16 protein-coding genes are annotated in these 17,875 nt (G+C 70.6%); 4 read left to right on the forward strand and 12 right to left on the reverse strand.

Going from position 1 to position 17,875, the window contains the following annotated elements; genetic code table 11:
- Positions 1 to 2: 2 nt before the first annotated feature.
- The 4 genes from Sfulv_RS13370 to Sfulv_RS13385 all read right to left on the reverse strand — a co-directional run bounded on the left by Sfulv_RS13370 (position 3) and on the right by Sfulv_RS13385 (position 3,741).
- Complete coding sequence (locus tag Sfulv_RS13370; RefSeq protein ID WP_173313900.1) at positions 3 to 839, reverse strand: SRPBCC family protein; 837 nt, start codon at positions 837 to 839, stop codon at positions 3 to 5.
- 107 nt (positions 840 to 946) lie between these two features.
- The gene (locus tag Sfulv_RS13375) at positions 947 to 2,545 is read right to left on the reverse strand and encodes a polyamine aminopropyltransferase (RefSeq protein ID WP_173313901.1); all 1,599 of its coding nucleotides are present in this window, start codon (positions 2,543 to 2,545) and stop codon (positions 947 to 949) included.
- Between the two features lie 103 nt (positions 2,546 to 2,648).
- The gene (locus Sfulv_RS13380; RefSeq protein ID WP_173313902.1) at positions 2,649 to 3,170 is read right to left on the reverse strand and encodes a DUF2617 family protein; all 522 of its coding nucleotides are present in this window, start codon (positions 3,168 to 3,170) and stop codon (positions 2,649 to 2,651) included.
- A gap of 316 nt (positions 3,171 to 3,486) precedes the next feature.
- Positions 3,487 to 3,741, reverse strand: a complete 255-nt coding sequence (locus tag Sfulv_RS13385; RefSeq protein WP_175607141.1) for a hypothetical protein — start codon at positions 3,739 to 3,741, stop codon at positions 3,487 to 3,489.
- Between the two features lie 127 nt (positions 3,742 to 3,868).
- On the opposite strand from Sfulv_RS13385, the gene Sfulv_RS13390 reads away from it, so the two are divergent.
- Positions 3,869 to 5,047: a pyridoxal phosphate-dependent aminotransferase gene (locus Sfulv_RS13390; protein ID WP_173313903.1), complete on the forward strand. Its 1,179-nt coding sequence runs from the start codon at positions 3,869 to 3,871 to the stop codon at positions 5,045 to 5,047.
- Positions 5,048 to 5,134: 87 nt separating this feature from the next.
- Here the strand turns inward: Sfulv_RS13390 and Sfulv_RS13395 are convergent, their stop codons facing one another.
- The 3 genes from Sfulv_RS13395 to clpB all read right to left on the reverse strand — a co-directional run bounded on the left by Sfulv_RS13395 (position 5,135) and on the right by clpB (position 9,970).
- Positions 5,135 to 5,680, reverse strand: coding sequence for a type III secretion system chaperone family protein (locus Sfulv_RS13395; RefSeq protein ID WP_173313904.1), 546 nt, complete (start codon positions 5,678 to 5,680; stop codon positions 5,135 to 5,137).
- 76 nt (positions 5,681 to 5,756) lie between these two features.
- Positions 5,757 to 7,022, reverse strand: coding sequence for an MFS transporter (locus Sfulv_RS13400; RefSeq protein WP_173313905.1), 1,266 nt, complete (start codon positions 7,020 to 7,022; stop codon positions 5,757 to 5,759).
- 347 nt (positions 7,023 to 7,369) lie between these two features.
- Positions 7,370 to 9,970, reverse strand: coding sequence for an ATP-dependent chaperone ClpB (gene clpB / locus Sfulv_RS13405; RefSeq protein WP_173313906.1), 2,601 nt, complete (start codon positions 9,968 to 9,970; stop codon positions 7,370 to 7,372).
- Between the two features lie 207 nt (positions 9,971 to 10,177).
- On the opposite strand from clpB, the gene Sfulv_RS13410 reads away from it, so the two are divergent.
- The gene (locus Sfulv_RS13410; RefSeq protein WP_173313907.1) at positions 10,178 to 10,579 is read left to right on the forward strand and encodes a pyridoxamine 5'-phosphate oxidase family protein; all 402 of its coding nucleotides are present in this window, start codon (positions 10,178 to 10,180) and stop codon (positions 10,577 to 10,579) included.
- 122 nt (positions 10,580 to 10,701) lie between these two features.
- Here the strand turns inward: Sfulv_RS13410 and Sfulv_RS13415 are convergent, their stop codons facing one another.
- The gene (locus Sfulv_RS13415) at positions 10,702 to 11,022 is read right to left on the reverse strand and encodes a Rieske (2Fe-2S) protein (RefSeq protein WP_173313908.1); all 321 of its coding nucleotides are present in this window, start codon (positions 11,020 to 11,022) and stop codon (positions 10,702 to 10,704) included.
- Positions 11,023 to 11,341: 319 nt separating this feature from the next.
- Here Sfulv_RS13415 and Sfulv_RS13420 point away from each other — a divergent pair, with 319 nt between their 5' ends.
- Together Sfulv_RS13420 and Sfulv_RS13425 are read left to right on the forward strand one after the other, a co-directional pair.
- Positions 11,342 to 12,352, forward strand: coding sequence for a helix-turn-helix transcriptional regulator (locus tag Sfulv_RS13420; protein ID WP_173313909.1), 1,011 nt, complete (start codon positions 11,342 to 11,344; stop codon positions 12,350 to 12,352).
- A 183-nt stretch (positions 12,353 to 12,535) separates the two neighbouring features.
- Positions 12,536 to 13,528: a helix-turn-helix transcriptional regulator gene (locus tag Sfulv_RS13425; protein WP_173313910.1), complete on the forward strand. Its 993-nt coding sequence runs from the start codon at positions 12,536 to 12,538 to the stop codon at positions 13,526 to 13,528.
- A 59-nt stretch (positions 13,529 to 13,587) separates the two neighbouring features.
- Here the strand turns inward: Sfulv_RS13425 and Sfulv_RS13430 are convergent, their stop codons facing one another.
- The 4 genes from Sfulv_RS13430 to dnaK form a co-directional block, all read right to left on the reverse strand.
- Positions 13,588 to 14,040: a heat shock protein transcriptional repressor HspR gene (locus Sfulv_RS13430; RefSeq protein WP_173313911.1), complete on the reverse strand. Its 453-nt coding sequence runs from the start codon at positions 14,038 to 14,040 to the stop codon at positions 13,588 to 13,590.
- A 1-nt stretch (position 14,041) separates the two neighbouring features.
- Entirely contained in the window at positions 14,042 to 15,226 is a 1,185-nt protein-coding gene (gene dnaJ, locus Sfulv_RS13435; RefSeq protein ID WP_173313912.1) for a molecular chaperone DnaJ, read from the reverse strand.
- A 93-nt stretch (positions 15,227 to 15,319) separates the two neighbouring features.
- Positions 15,320 to 15,973, reverse strand: coding sequence for a nucleotide exchange factor GrpE (gene grpE / locus Sfulv_RS13440; protein WP_173313913.1), 654 nt, complete (start codon positions 15,971 to 15,973; stop codon positions 15,320 to 15,322).
- Complete coding sequence (dnaK, locus tag Sfulv_RS13445; protein WP_173313914.1) at positions 15,970 to 17,826, reverse strand: molecular chaperone DnaK; 1,857 nt, start codon at positions 17,824 to 17,826, stop codon at positions 15,970 to 15,972. The genes grpE and dnaK overlap by 4 nt, the downstream gene beginning before the upstream one ends.
- Positions 17,827 to 17,875 lie beyond the last annotated feature (49 nt).

Here is a 17,875-nt window from a genome sequence, read left to right on the forward strand (position 1 = left end):
CGCTACCTCCGGCGCCGCAGCGCGCGGCCCACGACCACCGCGGAGACGAGCGCGAGGGCGGCGGCCGGGGCGATCCAGCGCAGGGTCGTCGCGGGTCCGGCGGCGTCGGGCGCGGGCACCGGCGCGTACCGGCCGCGCGGCGGCGCGTGGTCGACCTCCTCGGTGCTCCGCCCGATCATGGTGCGCCTGGCGTGCGCGGCCTCGGCCGGAGGTCCGTCCGGCACGGTGAACTCCACCTCCGCGAGAGGGTCGAGCGAGGACGGCGGTACGGGGGCGTCGTACCCGGACCCGTACCCGGGCGCGAGCTCGTCCCCGGCTCCCGGCCCGTCTGGAGCCAGGGGTTCCGCCCGGTCCGTCACCGCCTCCGCCGACTCGGGCGATGGCCCCGCCGGGTCCTGCGGTGACCCCGCCAGCGACTCGGTCACCAGTTGCCGTGTGAAGCGGTCCAGCAGGCGGTGGGCGGCCGCCAGTGCCGCCGCGTCCTCCAGCTCCGCGATCCTGCCGTCCCCGCCCGCCGTGCCGGCGAACTCGATCGTCGTACCACCGCCGGTCTCCGTGAGCGTCAGGGTCAGGGACAGCTTCGCCGAGCCCGCACCCCGGGCCTCCACGCCCTCCCCGGCCACGGAGAAGATGTCGTCACCCCGGCTAGCGAGCTCCAGCACGCCCCGGTAGGTGATCGTGTGGCCGTCGATCCTGACCTTCAGACGGCCGGACAGCGGACCGGCCGACGCGTCGGCGTCCTGCTGGAGTCCCGGCACACAGCGCGCGACCCGGGCAGCGTCGCCCAGCGTCCGCCGAAGGGACGGGACCGGAACCGGAACGAACACCTCATGCTCCATGGGCACCGAGCCTAATCGGAGCAGGCCACCACGTCACCGCTTCACGCCTTCCGCATGTCACCGCTTCCCCGCCCGCGCCGCCCCGCCCGCACCGCCCCGCCCGGCCCTCACGACTCCTCCCGGTAGCGCGGGTGCACCAGCGTCGAGGGAGGCCGCCCCCCTACCCGTACGCGCTCCGCGCAGTCGTCCGCCTCCCTCAACTCCCGCTCCCCCAGCCACCGAAGCTCCGGCGCCCCGGGGTCCAGGCCCAGGTCCGGCACGGCCCGCCGCGAGGCGAGGACGAAGCCCCAGTCGCGCGGCTCCCGCCCCTGCTCCGTGACCCGGTCGGGACCGGCCGCGAATCCGGAGATCCTGCCGGTGACCCGGTACGGGCGCGTCGCCAGGCCGCCCGCCCGCACGGATGCCTCCGCCGTCCAGAACGACAGCGGCCGGCTCTCCACCGGCCCCGCGTGCACGACCAGCCGCCCGCCCGGCGCGAGGGACTCCCCCGCCAGCCCGTAGAACTCCGCCGAGTACAGCTTCGTGCTCGCCGTGATCCCCGGGTCCGGCAGATCGGACACGACGACGTCGTACGAGCCGCGCGCCGCCCGCAACCAGGTGAACGCGTCGGCGCCCACGGTCCTGAGCCGGGGGTCCTCGTACGCGTGCCCGTTCAGCTCGGCGAGAGCGGGGTCCGTCCGGGCCAGTCGGGTGACGCCGGGGTCCAGCTCGACGACCGTGACCTCCCGTACGTCCGCGTACCGCAGCACCTCGCGGGCGGCCAGGCCGTCGCCGCCGCCCAGGATCAGCACCCGCTCGTGCGGTCCGCGCATCGCCGGGTGCACCAGCGCCTCGTGGTAGCGCCGCTCGTCGCGGGCGCTGACCCCCAGCCGCCCGTCCAGGTAGAGGTCCAGGGAGTCCCTGCCCTCCCCGGTGAGGACGATCTCCTGCACCCCGGTCTGGACCGCGACGCGCACCCGGTCCCCGTACACCGCGCGCCGGGCGGCGCGCTCGAAGTCGTCGGCCAGCACCGTGGCGGTGGCGAGCAGCGCGATCACCGTGACGTTGGCCAGGACGAGGAGCCACCGCGACCGGGAGCTGAGGTCCCGGCGGAACAGCCACAGCACCAGCGCCCCGCCGGCCGCCGCGTTGACCGCCCCGGTGAACAGCGCTCCGGTGAGCTGGCCGAACATCGGCAGCAGCAGGAAGGGGAAGGCGAGCCCGCCGACCAGGGCGCCCACGTAGTCGGCGGCGAAGAGATCGGCGACGGCTCCGCCCGCGTCCTGCCGGTCGACCCGCTGGATCAGCGTCATCAGCAGGGGGATCTCCGCGCCGATCAGCACACCGATCGTCAGGGAGAACCCGATCAGGGCGTGCCGCGACTCCCCGAGCCAGGCGAACGACGCGTACAGCACGAGGGCCGACGAACCGCCGACGAGCGCGAGGGCCGCCTCGATGAGCCCGAAGCCGACCGCCGCACGACTGCGTAAACGTTTCGCGAGGAGTGATCCGATGCCCATCGCGAACACCATCACGGAGAGCACGACGGATGCCTGCGTGACCGAGTCGCCGGTCAGGTACGAGGCGAGCGCGACCAGCTCCAGCTCGTACACGAGACCGCAGGCGGCGCAGATGAAGACAGCGGCCAGCACGAGGAGCCGTCCGGTCCTGGGCCGTACGGGAAGCCGCGCCGCGCCCCGCCGCAACGGCACCTGCTGGTCGATCATGAAGCGAACGCTACGTCACGGAACGGTCGCCGCCTGTCACCCACACGGGTGTAAGTGAGGCATCGGCGAAGCCCCGCGCACGCGCCCCGAACGAGAGCGCCGGTCAGAGCGCCGGGGCCGGCACCCGCACTCCCACCCGGGTACGTGTCACCACCAACTGCCCCTCCTGCGGGTACGCGTGCCAGGTGCGCCACCGCACCTGGCCCTCGGCCCGCTGCGCCAGGAGCGCGGTGAAGGCGTGCGGACTGCCGGGAAACGTCCCGGCCAGGCCGTGCGGGTGGTCGGCCACGAGCGCCAGCAACTCCTGCGCCCGGCCGGCGAAGGCGCCCTCGGTGAGCGTCTCGACCCGCGCCGCGAACTCGTACTCCCAGACACCGATCCGCTTGGCGACGCCGAGCGGGAGGGAGGTGCTGCTTCCCGGGATGCAGGCAACGGTCTCGGAGCAGGTGGCGCCGCCCTCCTCCAGGAGGACCTGATGGGAGGCGCCGAGCAGCCTCAACTGCAACTTCACCTCGTCGAACCGGAGGTCGAGGACAGCCAGGGCGGGCAGCGGCTCCCGTCCGAGCGCCCAGGCCAGGTCGGCGGCACGGGTGTCGGAATAGACCGTCTGAAGGGTCGTGAGCATGGTTCGGCTCCGCAAACACACATGGACACATGGACAGGGGGCGCTCCCGGGAGACGCGCGTGGGGGAGGGAAACGCCCGATCAGGTCCAACTGGGGTCCGAAGGCTGAATGTTCTCTACAAGGAGGGAATCACGAAGTACGCCGTACTCACAGCGTTTTTGCCCAAGTTGACGTGGTTTCCATCCCCCAGGGGGCAACGCGGTTCACCTGTTCAGCGAAATCCCTCCGCGTGGCTCAACGAAAAGGTGCCCGGCGGCAGTTCACCCACCGGACACCTCGCGGACGGACCGACCGCCGCCGGACCGGCCGCCCCGTGTCAGCTGCCTCCGCCGCACCCTCCCCCGCCGCACGAGGAGCTGCCGCTCCCGCACGTGGAGCTGCCGCCACCGCACGAGGAGCCGCCGTAGGCACTCCCGCCGCCACCACCGCCCGCGCCCCCCGCGGCCCGGCGGCGCCGGGTCACCTTCCCGCCGGGCACCGGCCTGCGCCGGCCGCGTACGAGCCCGGAGGCCACGCCGCCCACGGCCAGTACCACGGCGATCCCGACGAGTACCCCTACGAATGTCCCCACGGCCCCCACGTCCTTCCGTCCCCCGGAGCGGGGTGGACCCGCTCCCTGTGGTGCGAGGGGGATTCCCTCCGCCACACGCGGCTAAAGCGGACTTGAGCAACACCAGAGCTTGGGCACAGGATGGCTCATGACACAGGGACGACCACTGCTCAACCGCCGGCTCACCGAGTTCGGCACGACCATCTTCGCGGAGATGTCCGCGCTGGCCGCCCGGACCGGCTCGATCAACCTCGGCCAGGGCTTTCCCGACACCGACGGCCCCGAGGAGATCCGCGAGGCCGCGGTCCGCGCACTGCGGGAGGGCAAGGGCAACCAGTACCCGCCGGGCCCGGGAGTACCCGAACTGCGTACCGCGATCGCGGAGCACCAGCAGCGCTTCCACGGACTGGTGTACGACCCCGACGCCGAGGTCCTCGTCACGGCGGGCGCCACCGAGGCCATCGCGGCCGCCCTGCTCGCCCTGGTGGAGCCCGGGGACGAGGTCATCGCCCTGGAGCCGTACTACGACTCGTACGCCGCCTGCGTCGCCATGGCGGGCGGCACCCGCGTCCCCGTCACGCTGCGCCCGCACGGCGGCGCCTACGGGCTCGATCTCGACGAACTCCGGGCGGCCGTCACCCCCCGGACCCGTCTCATCCTCCTGAACACCCCGCACAACCCCACCGGCACCGTGCTCACCCGCGAGGAACTGGCCGCCGTCGCCGCCCTCGCCTGCGAACGTGACCTCCTGGTCGTCACCGACGAGGTGTACGAGCACCTGGTCTTCGAGGGCGAACACCTGCCGCTCGCCTCGTTCCCGGGCATGCGCGAGCGCACGGTCACCATCAGCAGCGCGGGGAAGACGTTCTCGTTCACGGGCTGGAAGGTCGGCTGGATCACCGCGAGCCCCGAGCTGGTCACGGCGGTCCGCTCGGCGAAGCAGTACCTGACGTACGTCTCCGCCGGACCGCTCCAGTACGCCGTCGCCGACGCCCTGCGCCTGCCGGACACCTACTTCGACGCGCTGCGCGCCGACCTCCGCACCAAGCGCGACCTGCTGAGCGACGGCCTCGCCGCCGCGGGCTTCGGGGTCTACCGGCCGGCCGGGACGTACTTCGTCACCACCGACATCCGGCCCCTGGGCGGCGGGGACGACGGCTTCGCCTTCTGCCGCGCCCTGCCCGGACGCTGCGGGGTCGTCGCCATCCCGAACGCCGTCTTCTACGACCACCGGGAAGAGGGCGCGCCCTTCGTGCGGTTCGCGTTCTGCAAGCGCGTCGAGGTGCTCGCCGACGCGGTCGCCCGGCTGGGGGCACTCACCCGGTGAAGCGGCGCGGACAGCGCTCCGGTCCGGGGCCGCGGCCTGCCGGCCACCGCCCCGGACCGGGCGTCGCTCTGCCGTCTTTCGCGCCGATCAGGCTTCCGGCGACTCGGTGTCGTCGGGCTTGCCCTCGGCGGACTCCAGACCGAGCCGCTCCACGAGCCACTTGTCGAACTCGATCGAGGCCCGCACCCAGCTGACCGTCGAGGAGACGAAGTGCTCCAGGCTGACGCCCGTACCGATGAGCATCTGCGCCTCACCGATGAGCCGCACGGACGCCGCGGCGCCCTCCTCACCCTCGTGGGCGTGCGTGTAGACCTTCGGCCACAGGGTGCGGCGGTTCCAGTCGTCGATCGCGTCGAGGAGCACGGGACGCCGGTCGAGGGCGTGCGGGCGGTCGTAGAACGTACGGACCGAGAAGACCTGCTGCTCGTCCTCGCCGCGGAACATGAAGTAGGTGCGGAACTCCTCCCACGGCGCGGCGAGGTCACCCTCGTCGTCGACGACGAACTTCAGCTCCATCTGCTCAAGCAGCTGCTTGACGAGGTCCTGGTCAGGGACGACGGGGCCGGCGGGGCCTGCCGCCTGCGGATCGGGCTGTCCTCCGAAGTTGGGAATCGAGGACGGGTCGATAGACATCGCCGGTTACTCCTGTGGATCGCACGTGGTTGCCTGACTTTCCTTCGACCCTAACCGCCATTGGCGGCCAGGGGGCCTACGCCCTGAGGGGAATCGCCCCCGCACCTGTTTCCCGTGCCCTCGACCAGGCGACGGCCGCCAGTACCGCGCAGACCGTCCCGACCACACCGGCGCCCGCGATGGTGTGGGCCGAGGAACCCGACACCTCGGCGGCGAGGCCGCCCGACGCGACTCCGATCCCCTGCATGGCGGTGAGCCCCGACCTGGCCAGTCCCAGCGCCTGGCCGCGCCGGTCCGCCGGTGTGAGCAGGACGAAGGTGGCTCCGGCGGTGATCTGGTAGGCGGAGAACACGCCCGACACCAGCAGCAGCAGCACGGCCGCCCCGATGCCGGGGCCCGCCCAGTAGAAGACCAGCGGCAGGTTCGCGCCGACCGCCAGCGGGCCCAGGAGGCGGCGGCGCCGCTCGTCCCCCACCCGCGCCCGGCCCAGCAGAGCCGCGCCCAGCACCATGCCCGTGGGATGCGCGGCGAGCAGGAGCCCCACCGACGCGGCGCCCGCGCCGCACTCCGCGGCGAAGGGGGCGGCCAGACCCTCCGGCAGCACGATGAACCCCGCGAGCCAGCCCAGTGCCATCAGCGACCGCAGCCGGGGGTCCGACCAGATGAGCGTGGCCGCGCCGCGCACCTGGCGGTGCAGCCGCTCCGCACCCGCCGCGGCGGTCGCGGCGGGCCGCGCCTTCACGCCGAAGCGGATCAGCGCCGCGGAGACCAGGAACGACACGGCGTTCAGCCCGAGGGAGACGTGGCTGCCGAGCCACACGACCACGATGCCACCACCGGCGAAGCCGACCAGCTGCCCCACCTGATGGGTGATCAGCATCGCCCGCTGGCCGCTCTCGTACTTCCGCTCACCGAGCACCGTCGGCAGCATGGCCCCCTGCGCGGCGCCGAAGGGCGCCTCGGCCAGCTGCGCCAGGACCAGCAGTCCGGCGAGCACCGGCAACGGCGTACCGGGCAGGGCCATGAGCCCGATCAGGACCGCACGGACCAGGTCGCATCCGACCATGACCGTGCGGCGGGGAAAGCGGTCCGCCAACCCGGAGAGCAGCACCCCTGACAGCAGGGCGGGCAACGTGGTCAGGGCGTAGGTGGCCGCCGTCCAGCCGGCCGACCGCGTACGTTCGAAGACGAGGAGCGACAGGGCCACGCGCGCGAGCTGGTCACCGAGGACGGACTGCGCATAAGCCGCCCACAGGGCGCGGAATTCGCCGAGGCGAATAAGATCTTCGCTTCTGCGATCCTTCGCCCCCGGGCTTATTCGATCAGGTATCCGGTCGGTCATGGGCGTACCTTACCGGCGCCTAATTGACCCGAACCTGTCCGCAACTGCGGGGAATGACGTCCGGCGGGTCCTGGTATTGCGCGGAGCCCTGGCAATCCCGCACCCGGCATCCACGCGCCGACCGGCACCCGGCGGTCGGGGAGCGTTATGTACCCGCCCGAAACAAATATCGGTGCGCGAAAGGGGGAGGCGCCATCCATCCGGCCAGGGAATGCGGATTTTCGGCTGAATTTCGTGGGCACCCCCGGAGTCGCGCGCGCGGGTGACGGATATGGAGAGCACGGAGCCATATCGATGCGTGCACCACATATCCGTCACCCGCCGGGACATCGCGTCCCGGGCGCTTCCTACCCGGCTCCGGGCGCCGCGGCGGCTCCCACGACCAGCCCGTCCCCGACCCGGTCCACCCGCACCGTGTCGCCGTCCGTGATCTCGCCCGCGAGGATCTCCCTGGCGAGCTGGTCGCCGATCGCCGTCTGGATGAGGCGGCGCAGCGGGCGCGCCCCGTACGCCGGGTCGTTGCCCTCCAGGGCCAGCCAGGCCAGGGCCTCGGGCGTGACGTCCAGGGTGAGCCTGCGGTCGGCGAGGCGCTTGGCCAGCCGGCCGATCTGGAGTTCCGCGATGTGCGACAGCTCGTCGCCGGACAGGGCGGAGAAGACCACGAGGTCGTCGAGCCGGTTGAGGAACTCCGGCTTGAAGGACGCGCGGACGACCTCCAGGACCTGCTGCTCCTTCACCTCCGGCTTGGTCAGCGGGTCGACGAGGAACTGGCTGCCGAGGTTGGACGTCAGGACCAGGATCGTGTTGCGGAAGTCGACCGTGCGGCCCTGCCCGTCGGTGAGCCGGCCGTCGTCGAGGACCTGGAGCAGGACGTCGAAGACCTCGGGGTGCGCCTTCTCGACCTCGTCCAGCAGGACCACGCTGTACGGACGGCGGCGGACCGCCTCCGTGAGCTGGCCGCCCTCCTCGTAGCCGACGTACCCCGGAGGGGCGCCGACCAGCCGCGAGACGCTGTGCTTCTCGCCGTACTCGCTCATGTCGATGCGGATCATGGCCCGCTCGTCGTCGAACAGGAAGTCCGCGAGCGCCTTGGCCAGCTCGGTCTTGCCGACACCGGTCGGCCCGAGGAAGAGGAACGAGCCGGTGGGCCGGTCGGGGTCGGCGATCCCGGCCCGCGTACGGCGCACCGCGTCCGACACCGCCCGCACGGCCCGGGTCTGCCCGATCAGCCTCTTGCCGAGCCCGTCCTCCATGCGCAGCAGCTTCTGCGTCTCGCCCTCCAGGAGGCGGCCCGCGGGGATGCCGGTCCAGGCCCCGACGACATCCGCGATGTCGTCCGGGCCGACCTGGTCCTTGACCATGGTGTCCTTGGCTGCCTCCTGCTCCGCCTGGTCCGCCTCGGCCAGCTCCCGCTCCAGGCCGGGGATCTCCCCGTAGAGCAGCTTGGAGGCGGTGTCGAAGTCCCCGTCGCGCTGGGCGCGCTCGGCCTGGCCGCGCAGGTCGTCGAGGCGTTCCTTCAGCTCACCGACACGGTTGAGCCCCTCCTTCTCCTTCTCCCAGCGCGCGGTCAGGCCGCGCAGCTCCTCCTCCTTGTCCGCGAGGTCCCGGCGGAGCTTCTCCAGGCGCTGCCTGGACGCGGGGTCGGTCTCGTTGTTGAGGGCCAGCTCCTCCATCCGCAGCCGGTCCACGGCGCGCTGGAGCTCGTCGATCTCCAGCGGGGAGGAGTCGATCTCCATACGGAGCCGGGAGGCCGCCTCGTCGACCAGGTCGATGGCCTTGTCGGGGAGGAAGCGAGAGGTGATGTACCGGTCGGAGAGGGCCGCGGCGGCCACGAGCGCGGAGTCCGCGATGGAGACCTTGTGGTGGGCCTCGTAGCGGCCCTTGAGCCCGCGCAGGATCGCGATGGTGTCCTCGACCGAGGGCTCGGCGACCAGGACCTGCTGGAAGCGCCGCTCCAGAGCGGGGTCCTTCTCGATCCGCTCGCGGTACTCGTCCAGGGTGGTCGCGCCGACCATGCGCAGCTCACCGCGGGCCAGCATCGGCTTGAGCATGTTGCCCGCGTCCATGGCGGAGTCCCCGCCGGCGCCCGCGCCCACCACGGTGTGCAGTTCGTCGATGAAGGTGATGACCTGGCCGTCGCTCTCCTTGATCTCGGAGAGGACGGTCTTCAGGCGCTCCTCGAACTCGCCGCGGTACTTGGCGCCCGCGACCATCGCGCCGAGGTCGAGCGAGACGAGCCGCTTGTTCTTGAGGCTCTCGGGGACGTCGCCCTTGACGATGCGCTGGGCGAGACCTTCGACGACGGCCGTCTTGCCGACCCCGGGCTCACCGATGAGCACGGGGTTGTTCTTCGTACGCCGTGACAGCACCTGGACGACACGGCGGATCTCCTGGTCCCGGCCGATGACCGGGTCGAGCTTGCCTTCCCTGGCCGCGGCCGTGAAGTCCGTACCGAACTTCTCCAGTGCCTTGTACTGACCCTCCGGGTCGGGTGTGGTCACCCGTCGCCCTCCCCTGCTCTTCTCGAACGCGTCCAGCAGCTTCTTCGCACCGGCACCCTGCTGAGTGAGGATCTCACCGGCGCGGCCGCCCCTGGACGCGGTGCCGATCAGGAGGTGCTCGGTGGAGAGGTAGTCGTCGCCGAGCTCCTTCGCGTGCTGGGCGGCGTCGGCGATGACGGCCAGGAGCTCGCGGTTGGGCTGCGGGGGCGCGACCGTGGAACCGGTGACGCTGGGCAGCGCCCCGAGCAGCCGTTCCACCTGGGTCCGTACGGCGACCTGGTCGGCGTCGACGGCGGCCAGCAGGTCGGTGATGTTCTCGTTGTCCTCGCCCGCGAGCAGCGCGAGCAGCAGGTGCCCGGGGGTCAGGTCGGGGTGCCCGTCCTTCACGGCCCGGCTGGTGGCCGCGTTGAGGGCGTCCCGGCTCTTGTTGGTCAGCTCGGCGTCCACGTGCGCTCTCTCCTCCGTGCGATGGGCTGCGTGCCGTGCGATCCGTTCACAGTGACATGGTCGACGTGCACTAAGTTGAGCGTACTCCGCTCAAGCTGAAAACGGGAGCGCCGCCCCCGGTCCACGTGGGGCCCGACGTCCGCTTTCGAGTGAACCGCCCGCAGGGCACCACCGCGCCCCGACGCCCCGGCTGCCTAGGCTGGGCCCATGCACGATGTACGCAGTCCCAGCCCCGAGTACCTCGCCTTCTGGCGGGAGCGCCACGTCTGCACCCTGACGACGCTCCGCCCGGACGGCACCCCGCACGTGGTGCCGGTCGGCGTGACGTACGACCCCGGGGCCGGGCTGGCGCGCGTCATCACCAGCGGGGGCAGCCGCAAGGTCGCCCACGTCCTGGCCGCGGCGCCGGGAGAGGCACGGGTCGCGGTGTGCCAGATGCAGAAGGCGCGCTGGGCGACGCTGGAGGGCGTGGCGACGGTCCGCACGGAACCGGAGGTCGTCGCGGACGCGGTACGCCGTTACGCGGAGCGCTACGAGCGCACGCCGAGGCCCAATCCGGAACGGGTCGTGATCGAGATCGCCCTGGACCGCGCGCTCGGCAGGGTCTGAGCTGGCCCGGGGGCGCCCGGGCCGGCTGCCCCGGGGCAGCACAACGGCGCCATCGTGTTCAGGTCACGATGGCGCCGCTGTGTGGGGGAAGCGCCTGAACGATATGGAACGACGGGGGTCGCTCAGGCACTGCGGGGGGTGGCGGAGATGGCTTCAGATTCGAACAGCTCGTGGTCCCGCTGATCGAGGTTGACGAAGATCATGCCGTACCTGACGGCACAGCGGACCGGTTGCGGAGCTCCGCGGGGCCGACGGAGGCAGCGGTAGGCGCGGACGTCCTCGCCCTCCTCCATCACGACGACGATCGGCTCGCCGAACAGGGTGACCATCAACGAGTCACCACGACGGGGGAGTGCCGTGAGCAGATCGATGAAGTGCCACCCGGAGCGATAGGCCGTGGCCATCTCGCGCCGGAAGGTGCGGTCGTCCGGCGGGGTCGTCATGCGCCTGTGGGGGCCGGGGCGGACCAGGCGATATCACCATCACCGGGCATGGACCACGCGATGTCGCCGGGCGCAGTCGCCTCGACGCTCCAGGCGATGTCCGTCGGCGCAGATGCCGCCGGGTTGCCCCACGCAATGTCGCCCCCGCTCAGCAGTCCGAACCCCAGGGCCGCAACGAACGAGGCGGCAAGCGCCGAGCGAAGCATTCGCTTGTACATAGTCGGCTTCGTCCTCACTTGTGGTTTCTTCTCCCCCGCACCTAAGACGATGTCTCACCTGGGCACTCGAACACCACTGAGTCGATGCATCATGTTCCTGCATGTTCAGGAACCTGGGGGGTGGACGAATGGCTACAAGCACCGCAAAGCAGACGCATCCTCATGGGATCACCGAATTGTGCGAAGCGGGGAGGCGTCTCTACGCCAGTGCACTGCGTTCCGGACGCATCGCACGCGCCGAGGTGGAACCGGCACCCTGCCTCATGGATTTCGCCTTGCTGCACCCGGACCCGGACGACGCCGACTGGCTCCGGCCCGTCCCGCCGTCAGCTGCCCTCGCTCAGCACCTTCAACCCATCGAGCGCGAGATCCAGCAGCGCCGGCAGCACTCGGTCGAGCTGGCCGAATGCTTCGGGCCCTTCATGGACATCAGCGCTCAGGACCCGCCGACCACGCACGCCATCACCGTGCTGGAAGGCGTCAACCGGATCAACGCGGCCCTCGATCTCGCCACCGCGGAGTGCCGCACCGAAGTCCTCACCATCCAGCCCGGCGGGGGGCGCAGCGAGGACCGCCTCACCGAAGCGCTGGAGCGCGGCCTCTCCGTGGTGGACCGTGGTGTCAGCATTCGCACGCTCTACCAGCACACCGTCCGCCACAGCCCCGGCATTCTCGCCTACGCGGAGCGCATGGCGGACGCCAACGTGGAGATCAGAACCCTTGAGGAGCTGATCGAGAGACTGATCGTGTTCGACCGGACGGTGGCCTTCATCCCGGCTCAGGATGATCGCCAGGTCGCTCTGGAACTCCGGCATCCCGGGCTCGTCGAGTATCTCGTCAAGGTCTTCGAGCAACTCTGGAACCGAGCCGCGCCACTCCTGGAAGAAGTCAAGTACGACCCGGCTCCCAGAGGCATCAGCGGCGTCCAGCGCTCCATCGCGCACCTTCTCGTGGAGGGGCACGTGGACGACTCCATTGCCCGCCGCCTCGGAATGAACGTCCGCACCTGCCGCGCTCACGTAGCCAAACTGTCAGCCGCCCTGGGGAGCACCAGCCGCGCGCAACTCGGTTATCTGATCGCGCGGTCAGGAATCCTGGACCAGGATTCCTGACCGTCCGGCACCAGCGGATTCCCGCCGCGAGCCGGAAGGTGCGACCGCGCAACGGGGGAGAGCACGGCCGCACCCGGTTCCGTCGGAGAAGTTCCCGGCTCCCCCGACACGTACACACTCCCCTGGTGGATAGGCTTCCACCACCGTCATCTTGTTGCATTGCAAAAAGTGAGGGGATCACAAATGAATACGGATGGGACGAATGCAGTCCATCCGCACGGCAACAGGGAACTGTGCGCACCGGCGATACGGCTGTACGAGGAAGCGCTCCGTAAGGGACGCATCGCCCGCGGCGAACTCGCGCCGGCCCCATGCCTCATGGAAATGACTCTCGTCCATCCCGATCCACGGGATGGCACGTGGATGGTGCCGGTGCCGCCGTCCGCCGCACTGGCGTACCTGTTACAGCCCATCGCCCGGGAGATAGACGAGCGCGTACAGCTCACCGCCGCACTGAGCCGGTCACTGGCGCCGCTGACCGCAGTCGCCAGCGATGACCCGAACCTCGCGATCACCGTGCTCCAGGGGCGCCAGATGATCATCGACACCATCCGGGAAGCCTCCGCCCACGCCCGCGGAGAGGTCCTGACCGCGCAGCCGGGCGGCAACAGGCTGGTCGACAGCGCGGAACAGGGACTAGCCAACGCCCACGCCGTCATCGCGGCAGGGGGCCACATACGCCACCTCTACCAGCACCCGGTGCGCTACAGCCCCCGCATCGCGGAGTACCTGGCCCAACTCCCGCCCGGCCGCGTCCAGGTGCGCACCATGGAGCAGACGATCGAGCGCCTCATCATCTTCGACCGGTCCGTGGCCTTCATCCCCGCCACTAATGACCGCAGTACGGCGCTGGAGATCCGCCACCCCGCACTCGTCCGCTATCTGATCCAGGTCTACGAAGTGCTCTGGGCCCAGGCCACCCCCCTCACCGAGCAGTTACAGCCCACCGCCCCGGGCGCCCCCATCACCGCTGTCCAGCAGAGCATCGCCCGCCTGCTCGTCGAAGGGCACGTCGACGACATCGTGGCCCGCAAGCTCGGCATCAGCGTCCGCACCTGCCGCGCCCACATCGCCAAGCTCATGCAGGCCCTCGACGCGTCGAGCCGCACCCATCTGGGCGCCCTTCTCGTCAAGTCCGGCCTGGTCGAGACCGGCGGCCCGCACCCGGCCCGCTGAGACCCGGAAAAGCCCGTGCCCCGATACGAGCCGGGGCACGGGCCTTGTGCGGCACGCTTTCAGTCCGTGACCCTCTTCGGCTTCGGACGCCAGACCACCAGGGCGCCCGTCTGCTGCACGTCCTGGTACGGCACAAGGTCGCGGCGGTACGAGGCGTGCACCTGGGCCTCGCGCTGCTGCATGGCCACCGCGGCCCCGTCGACCGCCGCGGAGAGCTCGGCGACGCGCTGCTGGAGCGCGGCGACCTGGTTCTCCAGCTCGATGATGCGCTTGATACCGGCCAGGTTGATGCCCTCGTCCTGCGACAACTGCTGGACGGTGCGCAGCAGTTCGATGTCGCGGGCCGAGTAGCGTCTGCCGCGCCCGGCCGTGCGGTCCGGGGAGACCAGGCCGAGGCGGTCGTACTGGCGCAAGGTCTGCGGATGCAGGCCCGAGAGCTGGGCCGCGATCGAGATCACGTACACCGGTGATTCGTCGGTCAGCTGGTACGGATTACGTCGACGGCCGTCCATCTCAAGCTCCCTTCGCAGCCTGGAACAGCTCCGCCCGCGGGTCCTCCTCCGCGGTCGCCTTCCGGTATGCCTCCAGTGCGTCACGGGCCTCGGGCGTGAGGTCCTTGGGCACTGCCACCTCCACGGTGACCAGCAGGTCGCCGCGGGTGCCGTCCTTGCGGACCGCTCCCTTGCCGCGGGCGCGCATCGTACGCCCGTTGGGGGTGCCGGGCGGGAGCTTCAGGGTGACCGGGGGGCCGCCGAGCGTCGGTACCCTCACCTCGCCGCCGAGCGCCGCCTCCGTGAAGGCGACCGGCACGGTGACGGTGAGGTTGTCGCCCTTGCGGCCGAAGACGGGGTGGGCGTCGACGTGCACGGCGACGTACAGGTCACCGGCCGGTCCGCCGCGTTCGCCGGGGCTGCCCTTGCCGCGCAGCCGGATGCGCTGGCCGTCCAGGACGCCCGCCGGAATCCTGACCTGCATCGTGCGCGCCGACTTGGCCCGACCGCTGCCCTTGCAGACCTCGCAGGGGTCCTCGGCGATGAGGCCGCGGCCCTTGCAGTCCACGCAGGGGTCGGTGAGCGAGAAGCCGCCGCCACTGCCGCGCGACACCTGTCCGGTGCCGACACAGGTCGGGCAGACCCTCGGGGTGCCGTTCCTGTCGCCGGTGCCCGAGCACGCCTTGCAGGGTGCCTGGCTGGACATCCGCAGCGGGACCGTGGCCCCGTCGACCGCCTCGGTGAAGCTGAGCGTCACCTCGGTCTCGATGTCCTGACCCCGCCGGGGCTGCACACGGGTGCCCGCGCCGCCGCGGTTGAAGAGGCCGCCGAAGACGTCTCCCAGACCACCGCCGCCGAACCCGCCCGCGCCACCGGCCTGGCCACCGCCCGGGGCGCCTCCGAAGAGGTCGCCCAGGTCGAAGTTGAAGTTGCCGCCCGCGCCGCCGGGACCCGCCCGGAAACCCCCGTTGCCGAAGAGCGCGCGCGCTTCGTCGTACTCCTTGCGCTTCTTGCTGTCGCCGAGGATGTCGTTGGCCTCGGAGATCTCCTTGAAGCGCTCCTCCGCCCTGGCGTCACCCTTGTTGGCGTCCGGATGGAACTCGCGGGCCAGCTTCCGGTACGCCTTCTTCACCTCGGCGTCGGTGGCGTCCTTGGGGACGCCGAGAACCTTGTAGTAGTCCTTCTCGACGAAGTCCTTCGTGCTCATCGACGTCCCTCCTTCCGGACGATCGGCCCAGGAGCCGGCCGCGGGGCCGGACTCCTGGCCGGTCGGTACGCACCAGGACGGTCGGACTGGATGTCAGACCTCCTCGGTGCCACCGCTCTCCTCGTCGTCTGTCTTCTCTTCCGTCGCCGCCGCCGGCGTGGCGCCGGGCTGCGGCTCGGCCACGGCCACCCGCGCGGGGCGGATGGTGCGCTCGCCGAAGCGGTACCCCGGCTGGAGGATCGCCACGCAGGTGTCCTCGGTGACGTCCGGCGCGTACGAGTGCATCAGGGCCTCGTGGATCGTCGGGTCGAAGGGCTCGCCCTCCTTGCCGAACTGCTGGAGGCCCAGCTTGGCGACGACCGTCTCCAGCGATTCGGCCACCGACTTGAAGCCGCCGACCAGCTCGCCGTGTTCCCGCGCGCGGCCGACGTCGTCGAGCACGGGCAGGAGCTCGGTGAGGAGACCCGCGACCGCGATCTCCTTGACCGCGACCCGGTCCCGCTCGACGCGGCGACGGTAGTTCTGGTATTCGGCCTGGAGCCGCTGGAGGTCGCCCGTGCGCTCGCTGAGCGCCGTGCGGACCTGGTCCAGCTCCGCTGTCAGACCGGCTGTCGTCTGTACCGAGTCCCCGGCCGGGGACGCCTCCTCCTCCGGAGAGGGGGTGGCGTCCTTCGGCTCAGCTCCGTCAGGGGTGGCGCCGGAGGGGACGTCAGGCTTCTCCTCGAAGCCCGGAGTCTCCTCGGTCACACCGCACCGCCCTTGGTGTCCTTCTCGTCGTCGACGATCTCGGCGTCCACGACGTCGTCACCGTCGGCCTGGGCCTGTCCGGCGCCCGGCGCGTCCGCACCCGGCGTCGCACCCTCGGCCTGGGCGTTGGCGTACATCGCCTGGCCCAGCTTCTGGGAGACGGCCGCGACCTTCTCGGTGGCGGTACGGATCTCGGCGGTGTCCTCGCCCTTGAGCTTCTCCTTCAGCTCGGTGAGGGACTCCTCGACCTCCGTCCTGACGTCGGCCGGAACCTTCTCCTCGTTGTCCTTGAGGAACTTCTCCGTCTGGTAGACGAGCTGCTCACCCTGGTTGCGGGACTCGGCGGCCTCGCGACGGCGGTGGTCCTCGTCCGCGTACTGCTCGGCCTCCTCGCGCATCCGGTTGACCTCGTCCTTCGGCAGCGAGGAGCCACCGGTGACGGTCATCTTCTGCTCCTTGCCGGTGCCGAGGTCCTTCGCGGCGACGTGCATGATGCCGTTGGCGTCGATGTCGAACGCGACCTCGATCTGCGGCACACCGCGCGGGGCCGGCGGCAGACCGGTGAGCTCGAACATCCCGAGCTTCTTGTTGTACGCCGCGATCTCGCGCTCACCCTGGTAGACCTGGATCTGCACGGACGGCTGGTTGTCCTCGGCCGTCGTGAAGATCTCGGAGCGCTTGGTCGGGATGGTCGTGTTGCGCTCGATGAGCTTCGTCATGATGCCGCCCTTGGTCTCGATACCCAGGGACAGCGGCGTGACGTCGAGGAGCAGGACGTCCTTGACCTCGCCCTTCAGGACACCGGCCTGGAGCGAGGCGCCGATGGCGACGACCTCGTCCGGGTTCACGCCCTTGTTGGCTTCCTGACCACCGGTGAGCTCCTTGACGAGCTCGGCGACGGCCGGCATACGGGTCGAGCCACCGACGAGAACGACGTGGTCGATCTCGGAGAGCTGGATGCCCGCGTCCTTGATGACGTTGTGGAACGGGTTCTTGCAGCGGTCCAGGAGGTCCGCGGTGAGCTGCTGGAACTGAGCCCGCGTGAGCTTCTCGTCCAGGTGCAGCGGGCCCTCGGCCGACGCCGTGATGTACGGCAGGTTGATCGAGGTCTCCGTCGAGGAGGACAGCTCGATCTTCGCCTTCTCCGCGGCCTCGCGGAGACGCTGGAGAGCCATCTTGTCCTTGGACAGGTCCACGCCGTGACCGTTGGCGAACTGCTTGACCAGGTAGTCCATGACGCGCTGGTCCCAGTCGTCACCACCGAGGTGGTTGTCACCGTTGGTGGCCTTCACCTCGACGACGCCGTCACCGATCTCCAGGAGGGACACGTCGAACGTGCCGCCACCGAGGTCGAAGACGAGGATCGTCTGGTCGTCCTTGTCGAGGCCGTACGCCAGGGCGGCGGCGGTCGGCTCGTTGACGATACGCAGGACGTTCAGACCGGCGATCTCACCGGCCTCCTTGGTCGCCTGGCGCTCGGAGTCGTTGAAGTACGCCGGGACGGTGATGACCGCGTCGGTCACCTTCTCGCCGAGGTAGGACTCCGCGTCACGCTTCAGCTTCTGCAGGATGAAGGCGCTCATCTGCTGCGGGTTGAAGCTCTTGCCGTCCAGGTCGATCTTCCAGTCAGTGCCCATGTGGCGCTTGACGGAGCGGATGGTCCTGTCGACGTTCGTGACCGCCTGGCGCTTGGCGACCTCGCCGACGAGCACCTCACCGTTCTTCGCGAAGGCGACGACGGACGGCGTGGTCCTGGCGCCTTCGGCGTTGGTGATGACGGTGGGCTCGCCGCCTTCCAGAACGCTCACGACTGAGTTGGTCGTGCCCAGGTCGATGCCGACCGCACGTGCCATTTCGATTCCTCCAACTGACTACTTGAGTGGATCTGACTCAAGGATGCAC

Origin of the sequence: Streptomyces fulvorobeus (assembly GCF_013167895.1) — a bacterium.
GTDB lineage: Bacteria > Actinomycetota > Actinomycetes > Streptomycetales > Streptomycetaceae > Streptomyces > Streptomyces fulvorobeus.